The organism is Amycolatopsis endophytica (assembly GCF_013410405.1).
Classification (GTDB): Bacteria; Actinomycetota; Actinomycetes; order Mycobacteriales; family Pseudonocardiaceae; genus Amycolatopsis_E; species Amycolatopsis_E endophytica.
Map to the genome: position 1 here is coordinate 1,565,595 of NZ_JACCFK010000001.1, position 16,941 is coordinate 1,582,535.

17 protein-coding genes are annotated in these 16,941 nt (G+C 71.3%); 7 read left to right on the forward strand and 10 right to left on the reverse strand.

The features are described 5' to 3' along the window. Positions 1 to 10: 10 nt before the first annotated feature. The 3 genes from HNR02_RS07810 to HNR02_RS07820 are packed head-to-tail and all read right to left on the reverse strand — an operon-like array spanning position 11 to position 2,681. Entirely contained in the window at positions 11 to 532 is a 522-nt protein-coding gene (locus HNR02_RS07810) for a phosphatase PAP2 family protein (protein ID WP_179772504.1), read from the reverse strand. Continuing rightward, complete coding sequence (glf, locus tag HNR02_RS07815; protein ID WP_179772505.1) at positions 525 to 1,748, reverse strand: UDP-galactopyranose mutase; 1,224 nt, start codon at positions 1,746 to 1,748, stop codon at positions 525 to 527. The genes HNR02_RS07810 and glf overlap by 8 nt, the downstream gene beginning before the upstream one ends. A 48-nt stretch (positions 1,749 to 1,796) precedes the next feature. Further along, complete coding sequence (locus tag HNR02_RS07820; RefSeq protein ID WP_179772506.1) at positions 1,797 to 2,681, reverse strand: LLM class flavin-dependent oxidoreductase; 885 nt, start codon at positions 2,679 to 2,681, stop codon at positions 1,797 to 1,799. Positions 2,682 to 2,744: 63 nt separating this feature from the next. Here HNR02_RS07820 and HNR02_RS07825 point away from each other — a divergent pair, with 63 nt between their 5' ends. After that, positions 2,745 to 3,560 (forward strand): HAD family hydrolase, encoded by an 816-nt coding sequence (locus HNR02_RS07825; RefSeq protein WP_179772507.1) that lies wholly within the window; start codon positions 2,745 to 2,747, stop codon positions 3,558 to 3,560. Here HNR02_RS07825 and HNR02_RS07830 read toward each other — a convergent pair. Continuing rightward, positions 3,557 to 4,897, reverse strand: a complete 1,341-nt coding sequence (locus HNR02_RS07830; RefSeq protein ID WP_179772508.1) for a glycosyltransferase family protein — start codon at positions 4,895 to 4,897, stop codon at positions 3,557 to 3,559. The two genes, HNR02_RS07825 and HNR02_RS07830, sit on opposite strands and share 4 nt — an antisense overlap. A gap of 71 nt (positions 4,898 to 4,968) precedes the next feature. Then, positions 4,969 to 6,366, reverse strand: coding sequence for an AMP-binding protein (locus HNR02_RS07835; RefSeq protein WP_179772509.1), 1,398 nt, complete (start codon positions 6,364 to 6,366; stop codon positions 4,969 to 4,971). Positions 6,367 to 6,448: 82 nt separating this feature from the next. On the opposite strand from HNR02_RS07835, the gene HNR02_RS07840 reads away from it, so the two are divergent. After that, positions 6,449 to 7,423 (forward strand): DegT/DnrJ/EryC1/StrS family aminotransferase, encoded by a 975-nt coding sequence (locus HNR02_RS07840; protein ID WP_179772510.1) that lies wholly within the window; start codon positions 6,449 to 6,451, stop codon positions 7,421 to 7,423. Here HNR02_RS07840 and HNR02_RS07845 read toward each other — a convergent pair. Next, positions 7,401 to 8,552 carry an MFS transporter gene (locus tag HNR02_RS07845; RefSeq protein ID WP_312860940.1) on the reverse strand — a complete coding sequence of 384 codons (1,152 nt, stop codon included), beginning with the start codon at positions 8,550 to 8,552 and terminating at the stop codon, positions 7,401 to 7,403. The genes HNR02_RS07840 and HNR02_RS07845 overlap by 23 nt on opposite strands. A gap of 53 nt (positions 8,553 to 8,605) precedes the next feature. Between HNR02_RS07845 and HNR02_RS07850 the strand changes: the two genes are divergently transcribed. Next, positions 8,606 to 9,352 carry an AraC family transcriptional regulator gene (locus tag HNR02_RS07850; protein ID WP_179772511.1) on the forward strand — a complete coding sequence of 249 codons (747 nt, stop codon included), beginning with the start codon at positions 8,606 to 8,608 and terminating at the stop codon, positions 9,350 to 9,352. 29 nt (positions 9,353 to 9,381) lie between these two features. Further along, positions 9,382 to 10,563: an L-2-hydroxyglutarate dehydrogenase gene (gene lhgD, locus HNR02_RS07855; RefSeq protein ID WP_179775768.1), complete on the forward strand. Its 1,182-nt coding sequence runs from the start codon at positions 9,382 to 9,384 to the stop codon at positions 10,561 to 10,563. A gap of 84 nt (positions 10,564 to 10,647) precedes the next feature. Here the strand turns inward: lhgD and HNR02_RS07860 are convergent, their stop codons facing one another. Beyond that, entirely contained in the window at positions 10,648 to 11,172 is a 525-nt protein-coding gene (locus HNR02_RS07860; RefSeq protein WP_179772512.1) for a DUF3558 family protein, read from the reverse strand. Positions 11,173 to 11,278: 106 nt separating this feature from the next. Between HNR02_RS07860 and HNR02_RS07865 the strand changes: the two genes are divergently transcribed. The 3 genes from HNR02_RS07865 to HNR02_RS07875 all read left to right on the forward strand — a co-directional run bounded on the left by HNR02_RS07865 (position 11,279) and on the right by HNR02_RS07875 (position 14,280). Further along, entirely contained in the window at positions 11,279 to 12,034 is a 756-nt protein-coding gene (locus tag HNR02_RS07865) for a maleate cis-trans isomerase family protein (protein WP_179772513.1), read from the forward strand. A gap of 67 nt (positions 12,035 to 12,101) precedes the next feature. Continuing rightward, positions 12,102 to 13,391: a serine--tRNA ligase gene (gene serS / locus HNR02_RS07870; protein ID WP_179772514.1), complete on the forward strand. Its 1,290-nt coding sequence runs from the start codon at positions 12,102 to 12,104 to the stop codon at positions 13,389 to 13,391. A gap of 109 nt (positions 13,392 to 13,500) precedes the next feature. After that, entirely contained in the window at positions 13,501 to 14,280 is a 780-nt protein-coding gene (locus HNR02_RS07875) for a DUF2382 domain-containing protein (protein WP_179772515.1), read from the forward strand. A 68-nt stretch (positions 14,281 to 14,348) separates the two neighbouring features. On the opposite strand, the gene HNR02_RS07880 is transcribed toward HNR02_RS07875, so the two are convergent. Genes HNR02_RS07880 through HNR02_RS07890 form a run of 3 tightly spaced genes read right to left on the reverse strand, consistent with a single transcriptional unit; the run spans position 14,349 to position 16,940 of the window. Further along, complete coding sequence (locus HNR02_RS07880) at positions 14,349 to 15,254, reverse strand: haloalkane dehalogenase (protein ID WP_179772516.1); 906 nt, start codon at positions 15,252 to 15,254, stop codon at positions 14,349 to 14,351. Between the two features lie 23 nt (positions 15,255 to 15,277). Beyond that, on the reverse strand, positions 15,278 to 15,730 hold the full coding sequence (locus tag HNR02_RS07885; RefSeq protein WP_179772517.1) for a DUF350 domain-containing protein: 453 nt from the start codon (positions 15,728 to 15,730) through the stop codon (positions 15,278 to 15,280). Positions 15,731 to 15,773: 43 nt separating this feature from the next. Then, entirely contained in the window at positions 15,774 to 16,940 is a 1,167-nt protein-coding gene (locus HNR02_RS07890) for a glutathionylspermidine synthase family protein (protein ID WP_179772518.1), read from the reverse strand. Position 16,941: the final 1 nt, after the last annotated feature.

A 16,941-nucleotide genomic window follows, 5' to 3' on the forward strand; every position in this document is an offset into this window, starting at 1 on the left:
GGGTGGTTCCCTACCCCTTTTTGCGGATTTTCCTGCGCAGCAGACCTCCGACCACACCGCCGAGCGCGGCGCCGGCGAGCACATCGGTCGGGTAATGGACCCCCAACACGAGCCGGGACGCCAACATCGGCGGGACGAGCGCGGGAACCAGGTTACGCCCGGTCAATCCCGAGTAGAGCACCGCCGCCGCCGTGGTGGACGTGGCGTGCGAGGACGGGAAGCTCAGCCTGCTCGGCGTGCCGACCAGAACCTCGACGCTCGGGTCCTCCGGCCGGGGCCGCCTGACCACGCGTTTCACCGCGATCGACGCGCCGTGCGCGCCCACCACACCGGCGGCCGCGACCAGCCAGTCCTTCCGGCGCTTGCGGTCCACCGCGGCGCCGACGAGACCGGCGGCGAACCACCCGATCGCGTGCTCGCCGAAGTGGGACATCCCGCGCGCGGCCTTCACGGTCGCCGGGCGCTTGAGGACGCCCTGGACCTTGGAGAGCACCTGGATCTCGGCGGCGCGCTCCGGCTTCTTCTCAAGCATCGATGCTCCCGTCGAGGGGGGCGCCATCGGTGAGGTGCGGGGCGATCTTGTTGTCGAAGACCGACAGCGCCGAACCGATGGCCATGTGCATGTCAAGGTACTTGTACGTGCCCAGGCGGCCGCCGAAGAGCACGTTGCGCTCGCGTGCCTCGGCCTTGGCCAGCTCGCGGTAGCGCTCCAGCTTCTCGCGGTCGTCCGGGGTGTTGATCGGGTAGTACGGCTCGTCGTCCTCGTTCGCGGCGCGGGAGAATTCGCGGACGATGACCGTCTTGTCCTTCGGGTAGTCCCGCTCCGGGTGGAAGTGTCGGAACTCGTGGATCCGGGTGTACGGGACGTCCTCGTCGTTGTAGTTCATGACGGACGTGCCTTGGAAATCACCGGTGCCGACGACTTCCTGTTCGAAGTCGAGCGTGCGCCAGCCCAGGCGGCCCTCGGAGTAGCCGAAGTACAGGTCGAGCGGGCCGGTGTAGACGGTCGGCGTGCCCGCCGGGATGTGCTCACGGACGTCGAAGTAGTCGACGTTCAGGCGGACCTCGATGTTCTCGTGGTCGGCCATCTTCTCCAGCCACGCGGTGTAGCCGTCGACCGGCAGGCCCTCGTAGGTGTCGTTGAAGTACCGGTGTTCGAAGGTGTAGCGCACCGGCAGCCGCGTGATGTTGCCCGCGGGCAGTTCCTTCGGGTCGGTCTGCCACTGCTTCGCGGTGTAGCCGCGGAAGAACGCCTCGTACAGGGGGCGGCCGATGAGCGAAATGGCCTTCTCTTCGAAGTTCTGCGCGTCGGCGGTCTCGATCTCGCTGGCCTGCTTGGCGATCAGCTCGCGGGCCTCGTCCGGGGTGTGCGACCGGCCGAAGAACTGGTTGATCAGGCCCAGGTTCAGCGGCAGCGGGTAGACCTGGCCCCGGTACTTGCCGAACACCCGGTGCTGGTAGTTCGTGAACGCGGTGAACTGGTTGACGTACTCCCAGACCCGCTTGTTCGAGGTGTGGAACAGGTGCGCGCCGTAGCGGTGCACCTCGATCCCGGTCTCCGGCTCGGCCTCGGAGTAGGCGTTGCCCCCCAGGTGGGAACGCCGCTCCAGCACGAGCACCCGCTTGCCGAGCTGGCTGGCCGCACGCTCGGCGACCGTGAGCCCGAAGAAGCCGGAGCCGACGACGACGAGGTCGTAGCCGTCGAGATCGGCGGCGGTGAAGTCAGTGTTGCTCGTGTGCTCGCTCACGGGAAGCGAGGGTACCGACGCTACAGAGGGCAATCGCACCCACATTCACTATTGCGCGTCACGCAGGCCGGGCAGCACGTCGGAGACCACTTCTTCGAGCACCGACTCGCGCCCCGCGTACGGGCCCGACGAGCGCGGCCAGTGCACCACGACGTCGGTGAAGCCGAGTTCGCCCGCGCGGCCCGCCGCGTCGACGAACGCCTCCTTGCTGACCAGGGAGAACACCGGTGCGGCGTCCAGGCTGAGGTACCGGTGGACCTCGTCGCGTTCGCGGCCGTTCTCGGCCAGCACCTGGTCGAACCGCTGGGACAACGCGGCGATGTCCGTCCACCACTCGTCGAGCGTTTCGGCCCCGCGGCCCGTGGTCACCCAGCCGCCACCATAAGTTGCGGCAACCTTCATCGCGCGCGGCCCATTCGCCGCGACGAGAAACGGAATTCGCGGCCGCTGGACACATCCGGGCAGATTCCGCGCGCCGCGCGCGGTGTAATACGTGCCCTCGTAGTCGAAACCGTCGGTGATGAGCAGGCCGTCGAGCGCCTCGACGAACTCGGCGAACCGGTCGGAGCGCTGCCGCGGGGTCAGCTCCGGCTCGCCGAGGACCTGCGTGTCGTAGCCGAGACCGCCCGCGCCGATCCCGAGGATGACGCGGCCGTCGGCCACGTCGTCGAGGGTGATCAGCTCACGCGTGAACGGGACCGGGTGCCGGAAGTTCGGCGAGGCCACGAACGTGCCGAGCCGGATGGTCGAGGTGACCGTGGCGGCGGCGGTCAGCGTCGGCACCGCGCCGAACCACGGACCGTCGACCAGCGTCCGCCAGCCCAGGTGGTCGTAGGTCCAGGCGTGGTCGAAGCCGTACTCCTCGGCGGCCCGCCACTTCGGCTCGGCCGCCCACCACCGGTCCTCGGGAAGAATCACGATGCCTGCGCGCACCGGCCCACGCTATCGGTCGGCACCGGCGACCGGCCCACCGCGCACCCCGGGGACAATGGGGGTGTGGAGAAACCCCTGCTGATCGCGTCGGATGTGGACGGCACCCTGCTCGACCCGCTGGAACGGATGTCGCCCCGCACCGCCGCCGTGCTGAGCCGCGCCATGGAGGCGGGGGTCCCGGTCGTACTCGCCACCGGGCGCCCGCCGCGCTGGATCCCGGCCGTCGCCGACGCCGGCGGCCTGACCGGTTACGCGGTGTGCGCGAACGGTGCCGTGCTGTACGACATCGGCCACGACGAGGTCGTCAGCGTGCACGGCGCGCTGGAGCCGATGCTGCTGGGCGACGCCGTCGACGAGCTGACCAAGGCGCTGCCGGGTTGCGGCTTCGCCGCCGAGCGCGTCGGCAGGCGCGCGGTGGACCCGGACGTGCGGCACCTGGTGATCGAGCACGGCTACCGCAACCCGTGGGGCGACGGCGAGGGCGTGCCGGTGTCGCGCGCGGAGATCGTGGGGCGGCCCGCGGTGAAACTGCTGGTCAGCCACCCGGACATGACGTCGGACGAGATGGCGCGGGCGGCCAGGGCGGTGCTCGACGAATCGTTCGACATCACGTTCTCGGCCGGTGGCGGCCTGATCGAACTGGCCGCGCACGGCATCACGAAGGCCACCGGACTGGCCGAGGTGGCCGAGCGGTTCGGCGTGCCGGTGGAGCGGATCATCGCGTTCGGCGACATGCCCAACGACCTGGACATGCTGCGCTGGGCCGGTCACGGCGTGGCGATGGCGAACGCGCACCCGGCCGTGCTGGAGATCGCCGACGAGGTGACCGGCCCGAACGGCGAAGACGGCGTCGCCCAGGTTCTGGAGCGCTGGTTCTAGCCGCAGGGCACGTATGTCAGGCGGGCGTCGCCAGTGAGCTGGGCAAGGAGGCGGGCCTCGGCGTCGGCGCGGAGGTAGAGCGTGAGCCAGCTCGCCCCGCCACGACGGAACGTCGCCACGTCGTAACGCTCCGCGTATTCGGTGGCGATCTCGCACCGCTGGGCGGAGTCGTACCAGGCCAGCGGGGCGGCGAGCACGGGCAGGCCGAAGTTGGCGACGGGCGCGTACTCGTCCTCCAGGTCGGGGCCGGTGATGCCGGTGATCGTCATGCGTGCCCCGGCGCGGTAGGCCAGCGCGGCGTTGCCGAACGTGTCGATGCTCGATCCCGCCGGGAGCCGGTCCCGCAGCCAGTGCCCGATCTCCGTGGCCTGGGACAGCCGGTCCCGGTCGGTGCGCACGACCTGCTGGGCCGCGACCGCGACGGGCACGCTGACCGCGCACACCACGAGCGCGACGGCACCTGCCGCGCGCCGCTCCAGCAGGCCGCGCCGCGGACGCGGTGACGGGCGAGCGCGGCGGGCGCCCAGCTTGCCGCACAGCGCGGCCACGCCGACCGCGAGCAGCGCGCACACCAGGAAGCCGTACGGCAGGTGCGCCGACGCGGACCACCCGGCACGGCCGTAGTAGGTGGTCTCCCACGCCCACCACGGCACCAGGAACACCAGCGCGCCCAGCAGGTACCCCACGGGCGCCCACCAGCTGGAGCGGCGCCGCACCGCGGTCGACACCAGCCACACCTCGCCGAGCAGGGCGAACACGAGCCCGTCCGACCGGGTCATCACGGCCAGCGCGGCGAGCACCCCGCCGACCAGCGGGTGCCCGGTGACCAGTGCCAGGCACCCGGCCAGCACGAGCAGGACGAACAGCGGCGTCCCGGTGCCCGCGAGGCCCTGGGCGGCCAGGATGCTCGCCCCCGCCGTCAGCACCGCCGCGACGGGACCGGCCCCCGGGGCGAACCGGTCGGCCAGCAGGCAGGCCAGTACGACGCAGCCGAGCGCGCACGCCACCCCCAGCACGACCGCGCCGGTGACGATGTCCGCGCCGAAGGCCGCCCGCGGGAGCGTGACCAGCACCAGCCACAGGAAGTCCGGCACGCCCTCGACCCGCTCGCCGATCGTGTAGACCGCGCCGTAGCCCTCGGCCATGTTGCGGGCGTAGCGGAACGTGACGAACGCGTCGTCCGGCACTGTCGCCACCGCGAGCTGCAGGACCAGGGCGAACACGAGCGCGAGGAGCAGGATCCAGGCCCGGCGGGCACGGTCGGTCCCGGCGCGCGGCCACACCGCGATCGCGACCACCGCCAGCGCCACCCATACGGCGGCCAGGGCCCCAGTCACATTCCCCTCCGTGACGCCGCTCCACCCTTGGAGTGGATATCGGTCCGGCGCCGGAATCGTTTCGATCCGGCTCAGATCTGGTCGGTGAGCGCCTGGTAGTCGATCTTCCCGCTGGCCAGCAGCGGGATCGTGTCGATCGAGCGCACGTCGAACCCGGAGGCGTGCAGGTGCAGCCGGTCGGAGAGCGCCCGCGACGCGGCGCGGCAGGTCTCCGCGGGCACCCCCTCGGCGAACAACACGACCTTGTCGTCGCCCGCGACCGCCGCCACGATGTCGATACCGAGACCGGTCGCGCGGGTGGCGTGCTCCAGGTCGTCGAGGCTGATCCGGTTGCCGAACACCTTGCCGATGCGCTTGAACCGGCCGGTGACGAACAGGAACCCCTCCTCGTCGAGGTAACCGAGGTCGCCGGTGGGCAGCACGCCGCCGCATTCGTCGCCGAGCGCGAGCTGGGCGGCGTTCTCGGCGTAGCCCATCATCACGTTCGGCCCGCGGTAGACGATCTCACCGCTGATCTTGGGGTGGGTGGTGTCCGTACCGTCCGGGCGCCGCACCGCGAACCGGCCGCCGGGCAGCGCGGGCCCGACCGAGCCGAGCTTCTCGGCGAGCCGCTCCGCGGGCATCACCGCCATCCGCGGCGCGGCCTCGGTCTGGCCGTACATCACGAACAGCCGCCCGCCCGCCGTGCGCATCTTGGTGTCGAACTCGGCGATCAGCTCCGGCCGCATCCGGCCGCCCGCCTGGGTCAGCGTGTGCACCCCGGGGTTGGCGGACGGGTCGAAGTCGAGCTTCGACAGCATTTCGTAGTGGTAGGGCACGCCGGCGACCGTCGTGCACTCGTGCGCGGCGACGGCGTCCCAGAAGCCGCGGCCCAGGATGCCCTCCCGCTCGACCACCACGGTCGCGCCGCTGACCAGGTGCGAGTTGAGCACGGACAGGCCGTAGGCGTAGTGCAGCGGCAACGTCGTGGGCGCGACCTCGCGCTCGTCGATGCCGAGCACGTCGGAGATCGCGTGCGCGTTGGTCAGTATCGCCTTGCGCGACAACCGCACCAGCTTCGGATTTCCGGTGGAACCGCTGGTCGGCAGCACCACGGCGAGGTCGGGGTGCGGGCGGATGCCGTCCTCGTCGAGCCGCAGCCAGTGCCCGTCCTCGGCTCGGTACCCGGCGGGCGGCCCGGTCACGGGCGCGTCGAGCACCGCGGCCGGGCGGTAGCGCTCGATCAGCATCTCCAGCACCGGCACGTCGAGCCCCGGATCGATGAGCGCGACCGCGCGGAACGCGTGCACCGCCGCGAGGTAGCGCAGCACACTCGTCACGTCGACACCGGTGCGGGCGAACAGGACACCGTCCGGGAGCACCGCGAGCCGGTCGGCCCGGCGCTCGACCTCGGTGATCAGCGCGGAACCGTCGAGGACGGTACCCGTCTCCGCGTCGACGAGCCGGGCTCCGGGAGCCAGCAGGGTCACAGGACCTTCCCTCCGTCGCGCGAGACCGTCCGTACAGTTTCCCGGACACCCGAACGACCCACAGTAAAGGAACCCCGCACCCATGATTCCCCTCACCGCGGTCGACGTCCGCGACGCCGAATCCCTCGTGGTGGAGGTGCTGCGGTCCGGGTCGCTCGCGCGGGGGCCGATGGTCGCCCGGTTCGAGGAGGGCTTCGCCCGCGCGGCGGGGGCCGTGCACGCCGTCGCGGTGAACAGCGGTACCGCGGCTCTGGTCACGGCGCTGCGCGCGCACGGCCTCGCGGCGGGCGATGAGGTGATCACGTCACCGCTGGCCGACGCCGCGACACTCGCCGCGGTGCGGGAAGCGGGTGCCGACGTCCGGTTCGCCGACATCACCCCGGACTACGCGCTCGATCCGGAGGCCGTCGCGGCGGCGATCACGGCGGGTACCAGGGCGGTCCTGCCGGTGCGCCCGTTCGGCCGCCCCACGGACCTGGGCCAGCTGGCGGCGCTGGCCGCGGAACACGGGCTGCCCGTGGTGGAGGACGCGGGCCCGGCCTTCGGCGCGGCCGGTGACGGGACGAACTGCTTCTCGTTGTCCCCCGGTGCGATCGTGACGACCGGACAGGGCGGCGTGCTCACCACGAACGACGGCGAGCTTGCCGCGCGACTGCGGGCCGCGCGTGACCGGGGCGTGGCGATGTCGGAGCTGCACGCCGCCGTCGGCATCCCGCAACTGTCCCGTGTGGACGAGGCGATCGCGGCCCGCCGCACCAACGCGCGAGCGCTGGCCCTCGGCCTGACCGGGACGCCCGGTCTCGCCGTGCCTGACGGGCACGAGTGGCACACCTTCCCGGTGCTGGTCGGACCGCACGCGATGCTCGCCAGGGAGGAGCTGGTCGCGGAACTGGCCGGGCGCGGCGTGGAAACCGGCGTGCCCGACCGCGCGCCGGAAGAGTTCCGGGTCGCTGCCCTGGTTTCCGGGCAGGCCCTGTCCCTGCCGTCGCACCAGGCACTGTCCGAGTCCGATGTGGACAGGGTCGTACGTGAGGTCAGAGACGCGCTGGGGGCGTGAGCACCGGCTCCTCCACAGTGGACAGGAGGGCCAAGCCGATCGCGGGCAGCGCGATCAACGGCATCAGCGCGGTCCGCAGGGAGGTGGCGTCGGCGAGCGCGCCCAGCAGCGGGCTCGCGAGACCGCCGATGCTCACCGTGAGGCCGAGCGTGACCCCGCTCGCGGTGCCCATGCGCCGCGGCAGGTAGTCCTGGCCGAGCGTGATGTGCAGCGAGAACGGGACGTACAGCCCGGCCGAGGTGCACGCGACGAACAGATACAGCAGCGGCCCCGGCACGAACACGGTGCCCGCCACGGACAGGACCGTCAGCGCGTAGGACCACCGCACGACCGGCAGGCGGCCGAACCGCGCGGCGAGCACGCCACCGGCCAGCGTGCCGACCGCGCCGCCGAGGTAGAGCACGAACAACGCGGCCGTGCCGGCGACCGCTCCCCCGCCCGCCCGCTGGGTCGCGTACAGGGAGATGAACGTGCTCAGCCCGACGAAGACGATCGAGCGGCACACGATGGCTCCGGACAGCTTCGCGAACGAGGACCAGTCGTCCCGGCCCGCCGTCTCGCGCGCGTCCGGCGCCGTGGTCGACGGCCGCGGGATCTTCCGCAACGCGGCCCCGCACAGCGCGGCCCCGGCGAGCGCGGGGACGATCAGGAACGGCGACGCGCCGAGGCCGCCGGTCGCGATCACCGACGCGACCATCAGCGGCGCCACGGCGAACCCGATGTTGCCGCCGAGGGAGAACCAGCTCATCGCGGTGTGACTGCCCCGTGCGGCGAGCCGGGCCACGCGCGCGGCCTCCGGGTGGTAGGCCGCGACCCCGATCCCGGACACCGCGACGACGACCAGCGTCAGCGCGTAGGAGCCGCTGACCCCGGCCAGCGCCACCCCGAGCCCGCTCGTCAGCGCGCTGACCGGCAGCAGCCACGGCATCGACCACCGGTCGGCGAGCGCGCCGAACACCGGCTGCACGACCGAGGACAGCAGGGACGCGGCCAGGACGATGCCGGACGCGGCGGCGTAGGTGTAGGCCCGCTCGGCGACGAAGAACGGCACCAACGACGCGACCGCGCCCTGGTAGATGTCGACGCACGCGTGCCCGAGCGAGAGCCGGGTGATCAGCGAAGTGAACACCGGTCCAGTTTTCGCCGGTCCAGAGTGGCGCACTTCCGCTAATCTGCCAAGTGATGTCTGGAATCCGCCACACCCCGCGGGCGCCCACCACGATGCGCGCGCTCGCGCCCGGGGAGCGCATCGACGCGCACCACCACGACGAGCACCAGATCATCTACGCGGGCTCCGGCGTCGTGACCGTCACGACCGACGCGGGCACCTGGTTCGCCCCCGGCACGCGTGCGATCTGGGTGCCGGCCGGATGCGTGCACGCGCACTTCGCCCACGGCAGGCTCGACCTGCACATGCTCGGCGTGCCCCCGGACACCAACCCGCTCGGCCTGGACGTGCCGACGGTGCTGTCCGTCAGCCCCCTGCTGCGCGAACTGATCCTGGCCTGCACCCGCGACCCCGACGACGGTTCCGCCGAGCGACGGCGGCTGCGCGCGGTCCTGCTCGACCAGCTGCGCGCGTCACCGCAGCAGCCCGTCCAGCTGCCCACCCCTGCCGACCGGCGGCTCGCCGACGTCTGCGACCTGCTGCACCACGACTGCGCCGACCCGCGCACGCTCGCGCAGCTCGGGGCGGTCGTCGGGGCGAGCGAGCGCACCCTGAGCCGCCTCTTCCACCGCGACCTGGGCATGTCGTTCCCGCAGTGGCGCACGCAGCTGCGGCTCTACCACGCGCTGCGCCTGCTGGCCGAGGACGTGCCGGTGACCGCGGTCGCGCACCGGTGCGGCTGGTCGTCGGCCAGCGCGTTCATCGACGTGTTCCGGCGCGCCTTCGGGTACACCCCGGGCACGCACAACCGTCGTCCGTGAACGGCCGGCGCGGCTACGCTGGTCCCGTGGTGAACCGGGTGGTGGTCGTCGGCGGCGGGATCATCGGGCTCGCGGTCGCGTGGGAGCTGACCCGGCGCGGTTCCGCGGTGACCGTGCTGGAGAAGGAGGACCGCTGGGCCGCGCACCAGACCGGTCACAACTCCAACGTGGTGCACGCCGGGTTGTACTACAAACCGGGCTCGGCCAAGGCACGCCTGTCCGTGGCGGGCAACCGGTCTATTGTGGACTTCGCGCGCGAGCACGGGGTGCCGGTCGAGGTGTGCGGCAAGCTCGTCGTGGCGACCAGCGAGGCCGAGCTGCCCGCGCTCGGCGTGCTCGCCGAACGGGCCGAGGCCAACGGCGTGCCCGCGAAGCTGATCAGCGCGGCCGAGGCCCGCGAGTACGAGCCGGAGGTCGCCTGCGTGCGGGCCCTGCGGGTCGAGTCCACCGGGATCATCGACTTCCCGCGCGTCTGCACCGCGCTCGTCCGGCTGCTCACCGAACACGGCGCCGACCTGCGGCTGGACACCACGGTCCGCGGCATCCGGACCGGGTCGACCGCGCGCGTCGAGGTCGCCACCGGCGACGAGGTGCTCCGCGCCGACGCGCTGGTCAACTGCGCGGGCCTGCAGTCCGACCGGGTCGCCGAGCTGGCCGGGCTGCGGCCGGGAGCCCGGATCGTCCCGTTCCGCGGTGAGTACTACGAGCTGCGGCCGGAGCGGCGGCACCTGGTGCGCGGCCTGATCTACCCGGTGCCCGACCCGGCGCTGCCGTTCCTGGGCGTGCACCTGACGCGGATGCTCGACGGCAGCGTCCACGCCGGACCGAACGCGGTACTGGCCTTGCGCCGCGAGGGATACCGCTGGCGCGACGTCTCACCAGCCGACCTGGCCGACGTCGCCCGCTTCCCCGGCGCGTGGCGGCTCGCGCGGAAGTGGGCCTACCCGACGGGACTGGAGGAGGTGCTGCGGTCGCTGTCGAAGCGCCGGTTCGCGGCGAGCCTCGCGCGGCTGGTCCCGGCGGTCGGCCCGGACGACATCGTGCGGCACGGCTCCGGCGTGCGGGCACAGGCGCTGCGCCCGGACGGCTCACTGGTCGACGACTTCCTCATCGAGACCGCGCCACACCAGGTGCACGTGCTCAACGCGCCCTCACCCGCCGCGACGAGCGCACTGGAGATCGCGAAGCACGTCGCCGACCAGGTGTCCTGAACCGGCCAACACGCTGACCGGAACGGCCAACACGCTGACCGGAGCGGCCAACACGGCGACCGGAGGGGCAAACACGGCCGTGGGTCAGTGGGGCGGGAGGTGCGTGGCCACTGTCGGGGCGACGCGCTCGGCGACCACGCAGGACTTCTCCGGCTCCATCAGGTTCTGGCCGCTGATCACCACGAACTCGGTCTCGCCGAGTTCGGTGCCCAGGTTGCACAGCCAGTCGCCCATGATGGACGAGTAGACCTGCCACGTGACGCCGCCGAGCTCCTTCTCCCCGACCGGCTGTGCGGCGAAGTACTCCGCCATGGTCTGGTCGGTGCCGTAGAAGAGCTGCACGGAGTCGTCGAGATCCGCCTCCGGATCGGTCGGGCGGAAGTCGCAGCCCGGCGGCACCCGCTGTTTCGGCTGGGCGGGCATCGGGGTGCCGGGGCCGAGGCCGAGGTCGGCGGCCTCGTCGGTGGTGAGCAGCGTGCACGGGTCGGTCGAACTCACCGGCGCCACGGTCACCCGTCCCGGCGCCGGTTGCGGTGTCCCGGTGACCGTGGCCGTACAGGCGCTGACCAGTCCTGCCGCGGCCACCACCGCGGCGATCCGCCACCTCACTGAAGCCTCCCGGGCCAGGTTTAACCGCTCGGTAACTCGCGGCGTCATCGGTTGTCCCCGGCCGAACCTAGCCTGGCGAGCGCCCCGACGAGAGGGAGACGCCGCGATGAGTACCGATCCGTTCGAGATCACGTTGCCCGTCCAGACCGGCATCGGTGTGATCGCGCCGTTCGACTTCGCCCTCGACCGCGAGCTGTGGCGCTGGGTCCCCGAACACGCCTGCCTGCACACCACGCGCCTGCCCTACCTCCCGGAACCGGTCACCGTGCAGCTGGCCGAGGCGCTGGCCAACCCGCACGGCGTGCGCCGCGCCACCAGGGACCTGCTCGTGCCGGAACCCGAGGTCGTCACGTTCGCGTGCACCTCGGGCAGCTTCGTCGACGGCGCCGCCGGTGAGGCCGCGCTGGTCGCCGCGATGCTCGACGCCGGCGCCCCGCGTGCGCTGACCACGTCAGGCGCCGTGGTCAGCACGCTGGCGGAGCTGGGTGCGCGGCGGGTCGCGGTCGTCACGCCCTACGTCGACGAGGTGACCGGCCGACTGCTGTCGTTCCTCGCCGAGTACGGGATCACCACGACCGCCAGTGTCGGGCTGAACCTGCTCGGCGACATCTGGAAGATGAACTACGCGCACGTGCTCGCCGCGGTCGCCGAACTGGACACGACCGGCGCCGACGCGTTGTTCGTGAGCTGCACCAACGTGCCCACCTACGACGTGATCGAACCGCTCCAGCAGCGGCTGGGGATCCCGGTGCTGACCGCGAACCAGGTCACCGTCCGGTCGGCCCTGCGCGCCGCGGGCGTCGCCGTCGACCGGGGCCTCGGGCTGCCCGCGCGCCCGGAGATCCGGCTGGCGACCGGGTAGCGGGAAACTCGCTGGTCGGCCTCGTTACGCTGGAGCGCATCCGTACCGGCTCGTACCTGGAGTACCGATGCACGACGCCCGCCTGCTGCTCGACCCCGACGCGAACGCGGCCGCCAAGCTGCGCCGTCGTGGGTACGTGCTCGACACCGACCACCTGGGCAAGCTGGTGAGCAGGCGATCCTCCGTGATCAGCGAGGGCGACCAGGCACGTGCCGAATCGAAGAAAGCCGCGGCCGAGGTCGGCGCCGCGGCCAAGCGCGGTGAGGACGTCACCGAGCTGCGCGAGCGGGCCCGTGAGCTGAAGAACCGGATCGGCAGGCTCGAAGAGGAGCAGCGCGAGGTCGAGGCGGAGCTCACCGAGTTCCTGCTCGGCGTCCCGAACATCCCGCTGGACGAAATCCCGGACGGCGCCACCGAGGAGTTCGCCGAAGAGGTGCGCCGCGTCGGCGAACCGCCGGAGTTCGGGTTCGAGCCGCAGGACCACGTCGACCTCGGCGAGCGTGCCGGCTTCCTCGACCTGACGCGCGCGACCAAGCTGTCCGGGCCACGGTTCGCGGTGTTCAAGAACGCCGGTTCGCGCCTGCAGCGCGCGCTGGCGCAGTTCTTCCTCGACATCCACACCGGCGAACACGGGTACACCGAGTTCAGCCTGCCCTCGCTCGTCACCCGCCCGACCATGACCGGCACCGGTCAGCTGCCGAAGTTCGAAGAGGACCTGTTCCGCACCGGCGTGGCCGACCGGGAGCTGTTCCTCATCCCGACCGCCGAGGTGCCGCTGGTCAACCTGCATGCGGGCGAGATCCTGCCGCTGGAGGACCTGCCGCTGCGCTACACCGCGCACACGCCGTGCTTCCGCTCGGAGGCGGGTTCGTACGGCAAGGACACCCGCGGCCTCATCCGGCAGCACGAGTTCTCCAAGGTCGAGCTCGTGCAGTTCGTCGAGGAGGAGCGCTCGCGCGAAGCGCTGGAGGAGATCCTGGCGCACGCCGAGACCCCGTTGCGGCGGCTGGGCCTGCCCTACCGCGTCATCAAGCTCGCGGCGGGCGACACCGGCTTCACGGCGCAGATCACCTTCGACATCGAAGTGTGGCTGCCCAGCCAGGGCACCTACCGGGAGATTTCGAGCGCCTCGGACACGGGCGCCTTCCAGGCGCGCCGCGCGAACATTCGCGGCAAGGGCAAGGACGGCAAGCGCGCCCAGATCGCGACGCTGAACGCCTCCGGCCTGCCGATCGGGCGCACCCTGGTGGCGCTGCTGGAGAACAACCAGCAGGCCGACGGGTCGATCCGGATCCCCGAGGCGCTGGTGCCCTACACCCGGTTCGAGGTCATCAACCCGGACGGCTCCACGTCCTGACGCGTTTTCCGGGGGACGCTCACGTGAGTGATCCCTGATGGTGTCAGTTTCACACCCCCGCTGAGCTGTGAACACCTGTCGTGGCTCAACAACGGGGAAGGAGCAAGCCATGACTGGCACCATGCGTCCGGAAGAGCTCATGGAGAACGCCGTGGTGGACAACCACGGGAACAAGATCGGCAAGGTCGGCACGGTCTACGTCGCCGACGACACGCAGCAGCCGGAGTGGGTCACCGTCCGAACCGGACTGTTCGGCCACAAGGAGAGCTTCGTGCCGCTGCAGGGCGCCACGATGGACCGCGACGGGGTGCACGTGCGGGTGTCCAAGGAAAAGGTCTCCGAGGCGCCCCAGACCGACGGCGACCGGCATCTGTCCGAACAGGAAAGTGCCGAGCTGTACCGGTTCTACGACATGCCCGCCCCGCGCGCCAGCCGCGAGAACCGCGGCACGATGGGCGACCGCACCACCGAGCGCGCCACCACGCCGAAACCGCAGCCGGGTGCGCGCGGCAGGGCCGGTGAGTCGATGACCCGCTCCGAGGAGCGGCTCAACGTCGGCACCGAGCGCGTCGAAACCGGCAAGGTGCGGCTGCGCAAGTACACCGTCACCGAGGAGCAGCAGGTCAAGGTGCCGGTGACGCACGAAGAGGTGCGGCTGGAACGCGAGCCGATCACCGACGGCGACCGCACCGGCGCCCGGATCGCCGACGAGGAGCAGGAGGTCACCCTCCACGAGGAGCGGCCGAAGGTCGACAAGGAGACCGTGCCGGTGGAGAAGGTGCGCCTGGACAAGGAGACCGTCCGCGACGAGGAGACGGTGTCCGGGCAGGTCCGCAAGGAGCGCGTCGAGATCGACGAGGACACCAAGGGCCGCCACAAGAACCGCTGACGACGACCTTCCCCCACTGTGGCATCGGTGGCGTTCCACGCTACGAATGCCGCAGTGGGGAAGCGCGCTCAGCCCATCACGAAGCGGGCGATGAGGAGGGCCAGCTCCTCGCCCTTGTCCTCCTGCAGGAAGTGGCCCGCGTCGGCCAGCGTCTGATGGTCCTGTCCCGCGGCGCCCTTCATGGCGCGCCGCAGGACGGGCGCGGCGGGGCCGGTGATGGGGTCGCTGTCGCCGAAGGCGCACAGGAACGGGATGTCCAGTTCGGACAGTGTGGACCACGCGCGGCGATTGGCCGCGCTCGCCGGGTCGTCCGGAGTGGTCGGCACCAGTCCGGGCATCGCGCGCGGGCCCGCCTTGTACATCTCGTTCGGGAACGGCGCGTCGTAGGCGGCGCGCACCTCGTCGCTCAGCTTCGTGCGGCATCCGGACTGCACGAAGCGGGCGATGTCGAGCACCGGCGCCTTCTGGACGGCGTCCCGGAACGCGAGCCACTCGCGCGGCATCTCCTGGTCTCCGGTGGGCAGGACGGTGTTCGCGGCGACCACGCGGGAGAAGCGGTCCGGGTTCTCCGCGACCAGGCGCAACCCGATCAGCCCGCCCCAGTCCTGGCCGACCAGCGTGACGTCACGCAGGTCGAGCGCGTCGAACGCGAACGAGCGGATCCACTCCACGTGCCGGGCGTAGGTGTGGTCGGTGATGTCGACCGGCTTGTCCGAGCGGCCGAACCCGATCAGGTCGGGCGCGATCGCCCGGATACCCGCTCCGGCCAGCACCGGCAGCATCGAGCGGTACAGGAACGACCAGCTCGGCTCACCGTGCAGGAGCAGCACGACGGGACCGTCGAACGGGCCGGCCTCGACATAGGAGATCCGGACGATGCCGTCGTGCTCGCTCTCCAGATCGGCGTAGAGCGGCGGGTGGTCGAAGTCGGGGAGGTCGGTGAACCGGTCTTCGGGAGTCCTCAGCAGGCGCACACACCCACCCTAGGGGCTCGGCCTCAGCTGATCGAGACCGCGACGACGAGACCCAGCGCCAGGTGCGCGGCCGCGACCACGACGCTCGCCGGGGCGAACTGGTCGCTTTGCATGGTCGCCTTCACGTCGATCCGGGTCGACCACTCCAGCAGCCGCACCGCCAGCACCTGCACGATGATGCCGAGCAGGCCGTAGACCAGCGAGGTGATCAGGCCCTCGGTGAGGTCACTGGCCGAGTTGAAGATCGCGATGACCACGATGAACGCCATCGACAGCATCCCGGACGCGGTCACGATCACCGCGTTCGGCAGACCACGGCGCACCAGGTCGGACAGCTTGCCCGGGGTGGTCCAGTCGATCGCGTAGAACCCGACCAGCATCAGCAGCAGCCCGATGACGCCGTACAGCAGGATCGCGCCGATCCCGCGCACGAGATCGGAACCGAACGTCTCGGACAGCGCGAGGGTGTGGGTCACGGGGTCTCCCAGTTCGATGGTGTGAGTGAACGCGGGTGGTTTATCACGATTGCGGGATCCGGTGGGGGACGAACGCGGCCCCGTCGTCGGTGACCAGTCCCGCGGTCTCGCGGATGCCCAGTCCGGCCGAGGTGTCGCCGACGATCCACGCGCCCAGCGCCGGGCGGAACCCGTCGAACTCGGGCAGCGGGTCGAACGCCTGGTAGACGTAGCCCTCGGCGCCGTAGACGCCGCCCGTCTCGGTCTCGTACCCGGGCGCCACGATCTGCACGTTCGCGCCCTCGCGCCCCAGTTTGGGCTTGCGCACGTACTCGGTGAGGATGCCGGGCTGGTCGACGAACGCGGGCAGCAGGTTCGGGTGGCCGGGGTAGTTCTCCCACAGGATCGCCAGCAGTGTCTTGTTGGACAGCAGCATCTTCCACAGCGGCTCGACCCACAGGGTCTGCGGCAGCGACTGGGCGGCGAAGCGGCCGAACTCCTCCTCGACCACCCACTCCCACGGGTAGAGCTTGACCACGGTGTTCATCGGGGCCTCTTCGAGGTCGACGAACCGCTTGAGCACCGGATCCCAGCCGATCTCCTCGATGGCGAGCCCGACGGTGTCCAGCCCCGCCTCGGCCGCGGTCTCCTGCAGGTAGGAGGTGGTGATGTGGTCCTCGCCCGTGGGGTCGGCGCTGGACCAGGTGAAGTACAGCTCGTTGGTGGGCAGCTGCCCGCGGATCTCCTGCCAGCGCTCGACGAGGCGCTCGTGCACGGAGTTCCACTGGTCGTCGTCCGGGAAGACCTCGGTCTTCCAGTGCCACTGCAGCACCGCGGCCTCCAGCAGGGAGGTCGGGGTGTCGGCGTTGTACTCCAGCAGCTTCGCCGGGCCGCGGCCGTCGTAGCGCAGGTCGAAGCGGCCGTAGACGTGCGGATCGCGACGCTTCCAGGATTCGGCGATGTGCGGCCACACCCATTCCGGGATGCCGAACTCGCGGTAGCGCTCGGTCAGGACGACGTTGTCGACGGCCTCCAGGCACATCGAGTGCAGCAGTTCGACGTCGGCTTCGAGGCTGAGCACCTCGTCCATCTCCAGGACGTAGTGCACCGACTCGTCCCAGTACGGACGGTCCTGTCCGGAGCCGTAGCGGGCGGGCGTGCCGAACACGAGGCCCTGCTCTTCGACGATGCGCTGCCAGTCCCGCCGCGGCTGGGCGGTCCCCCTTCGCACC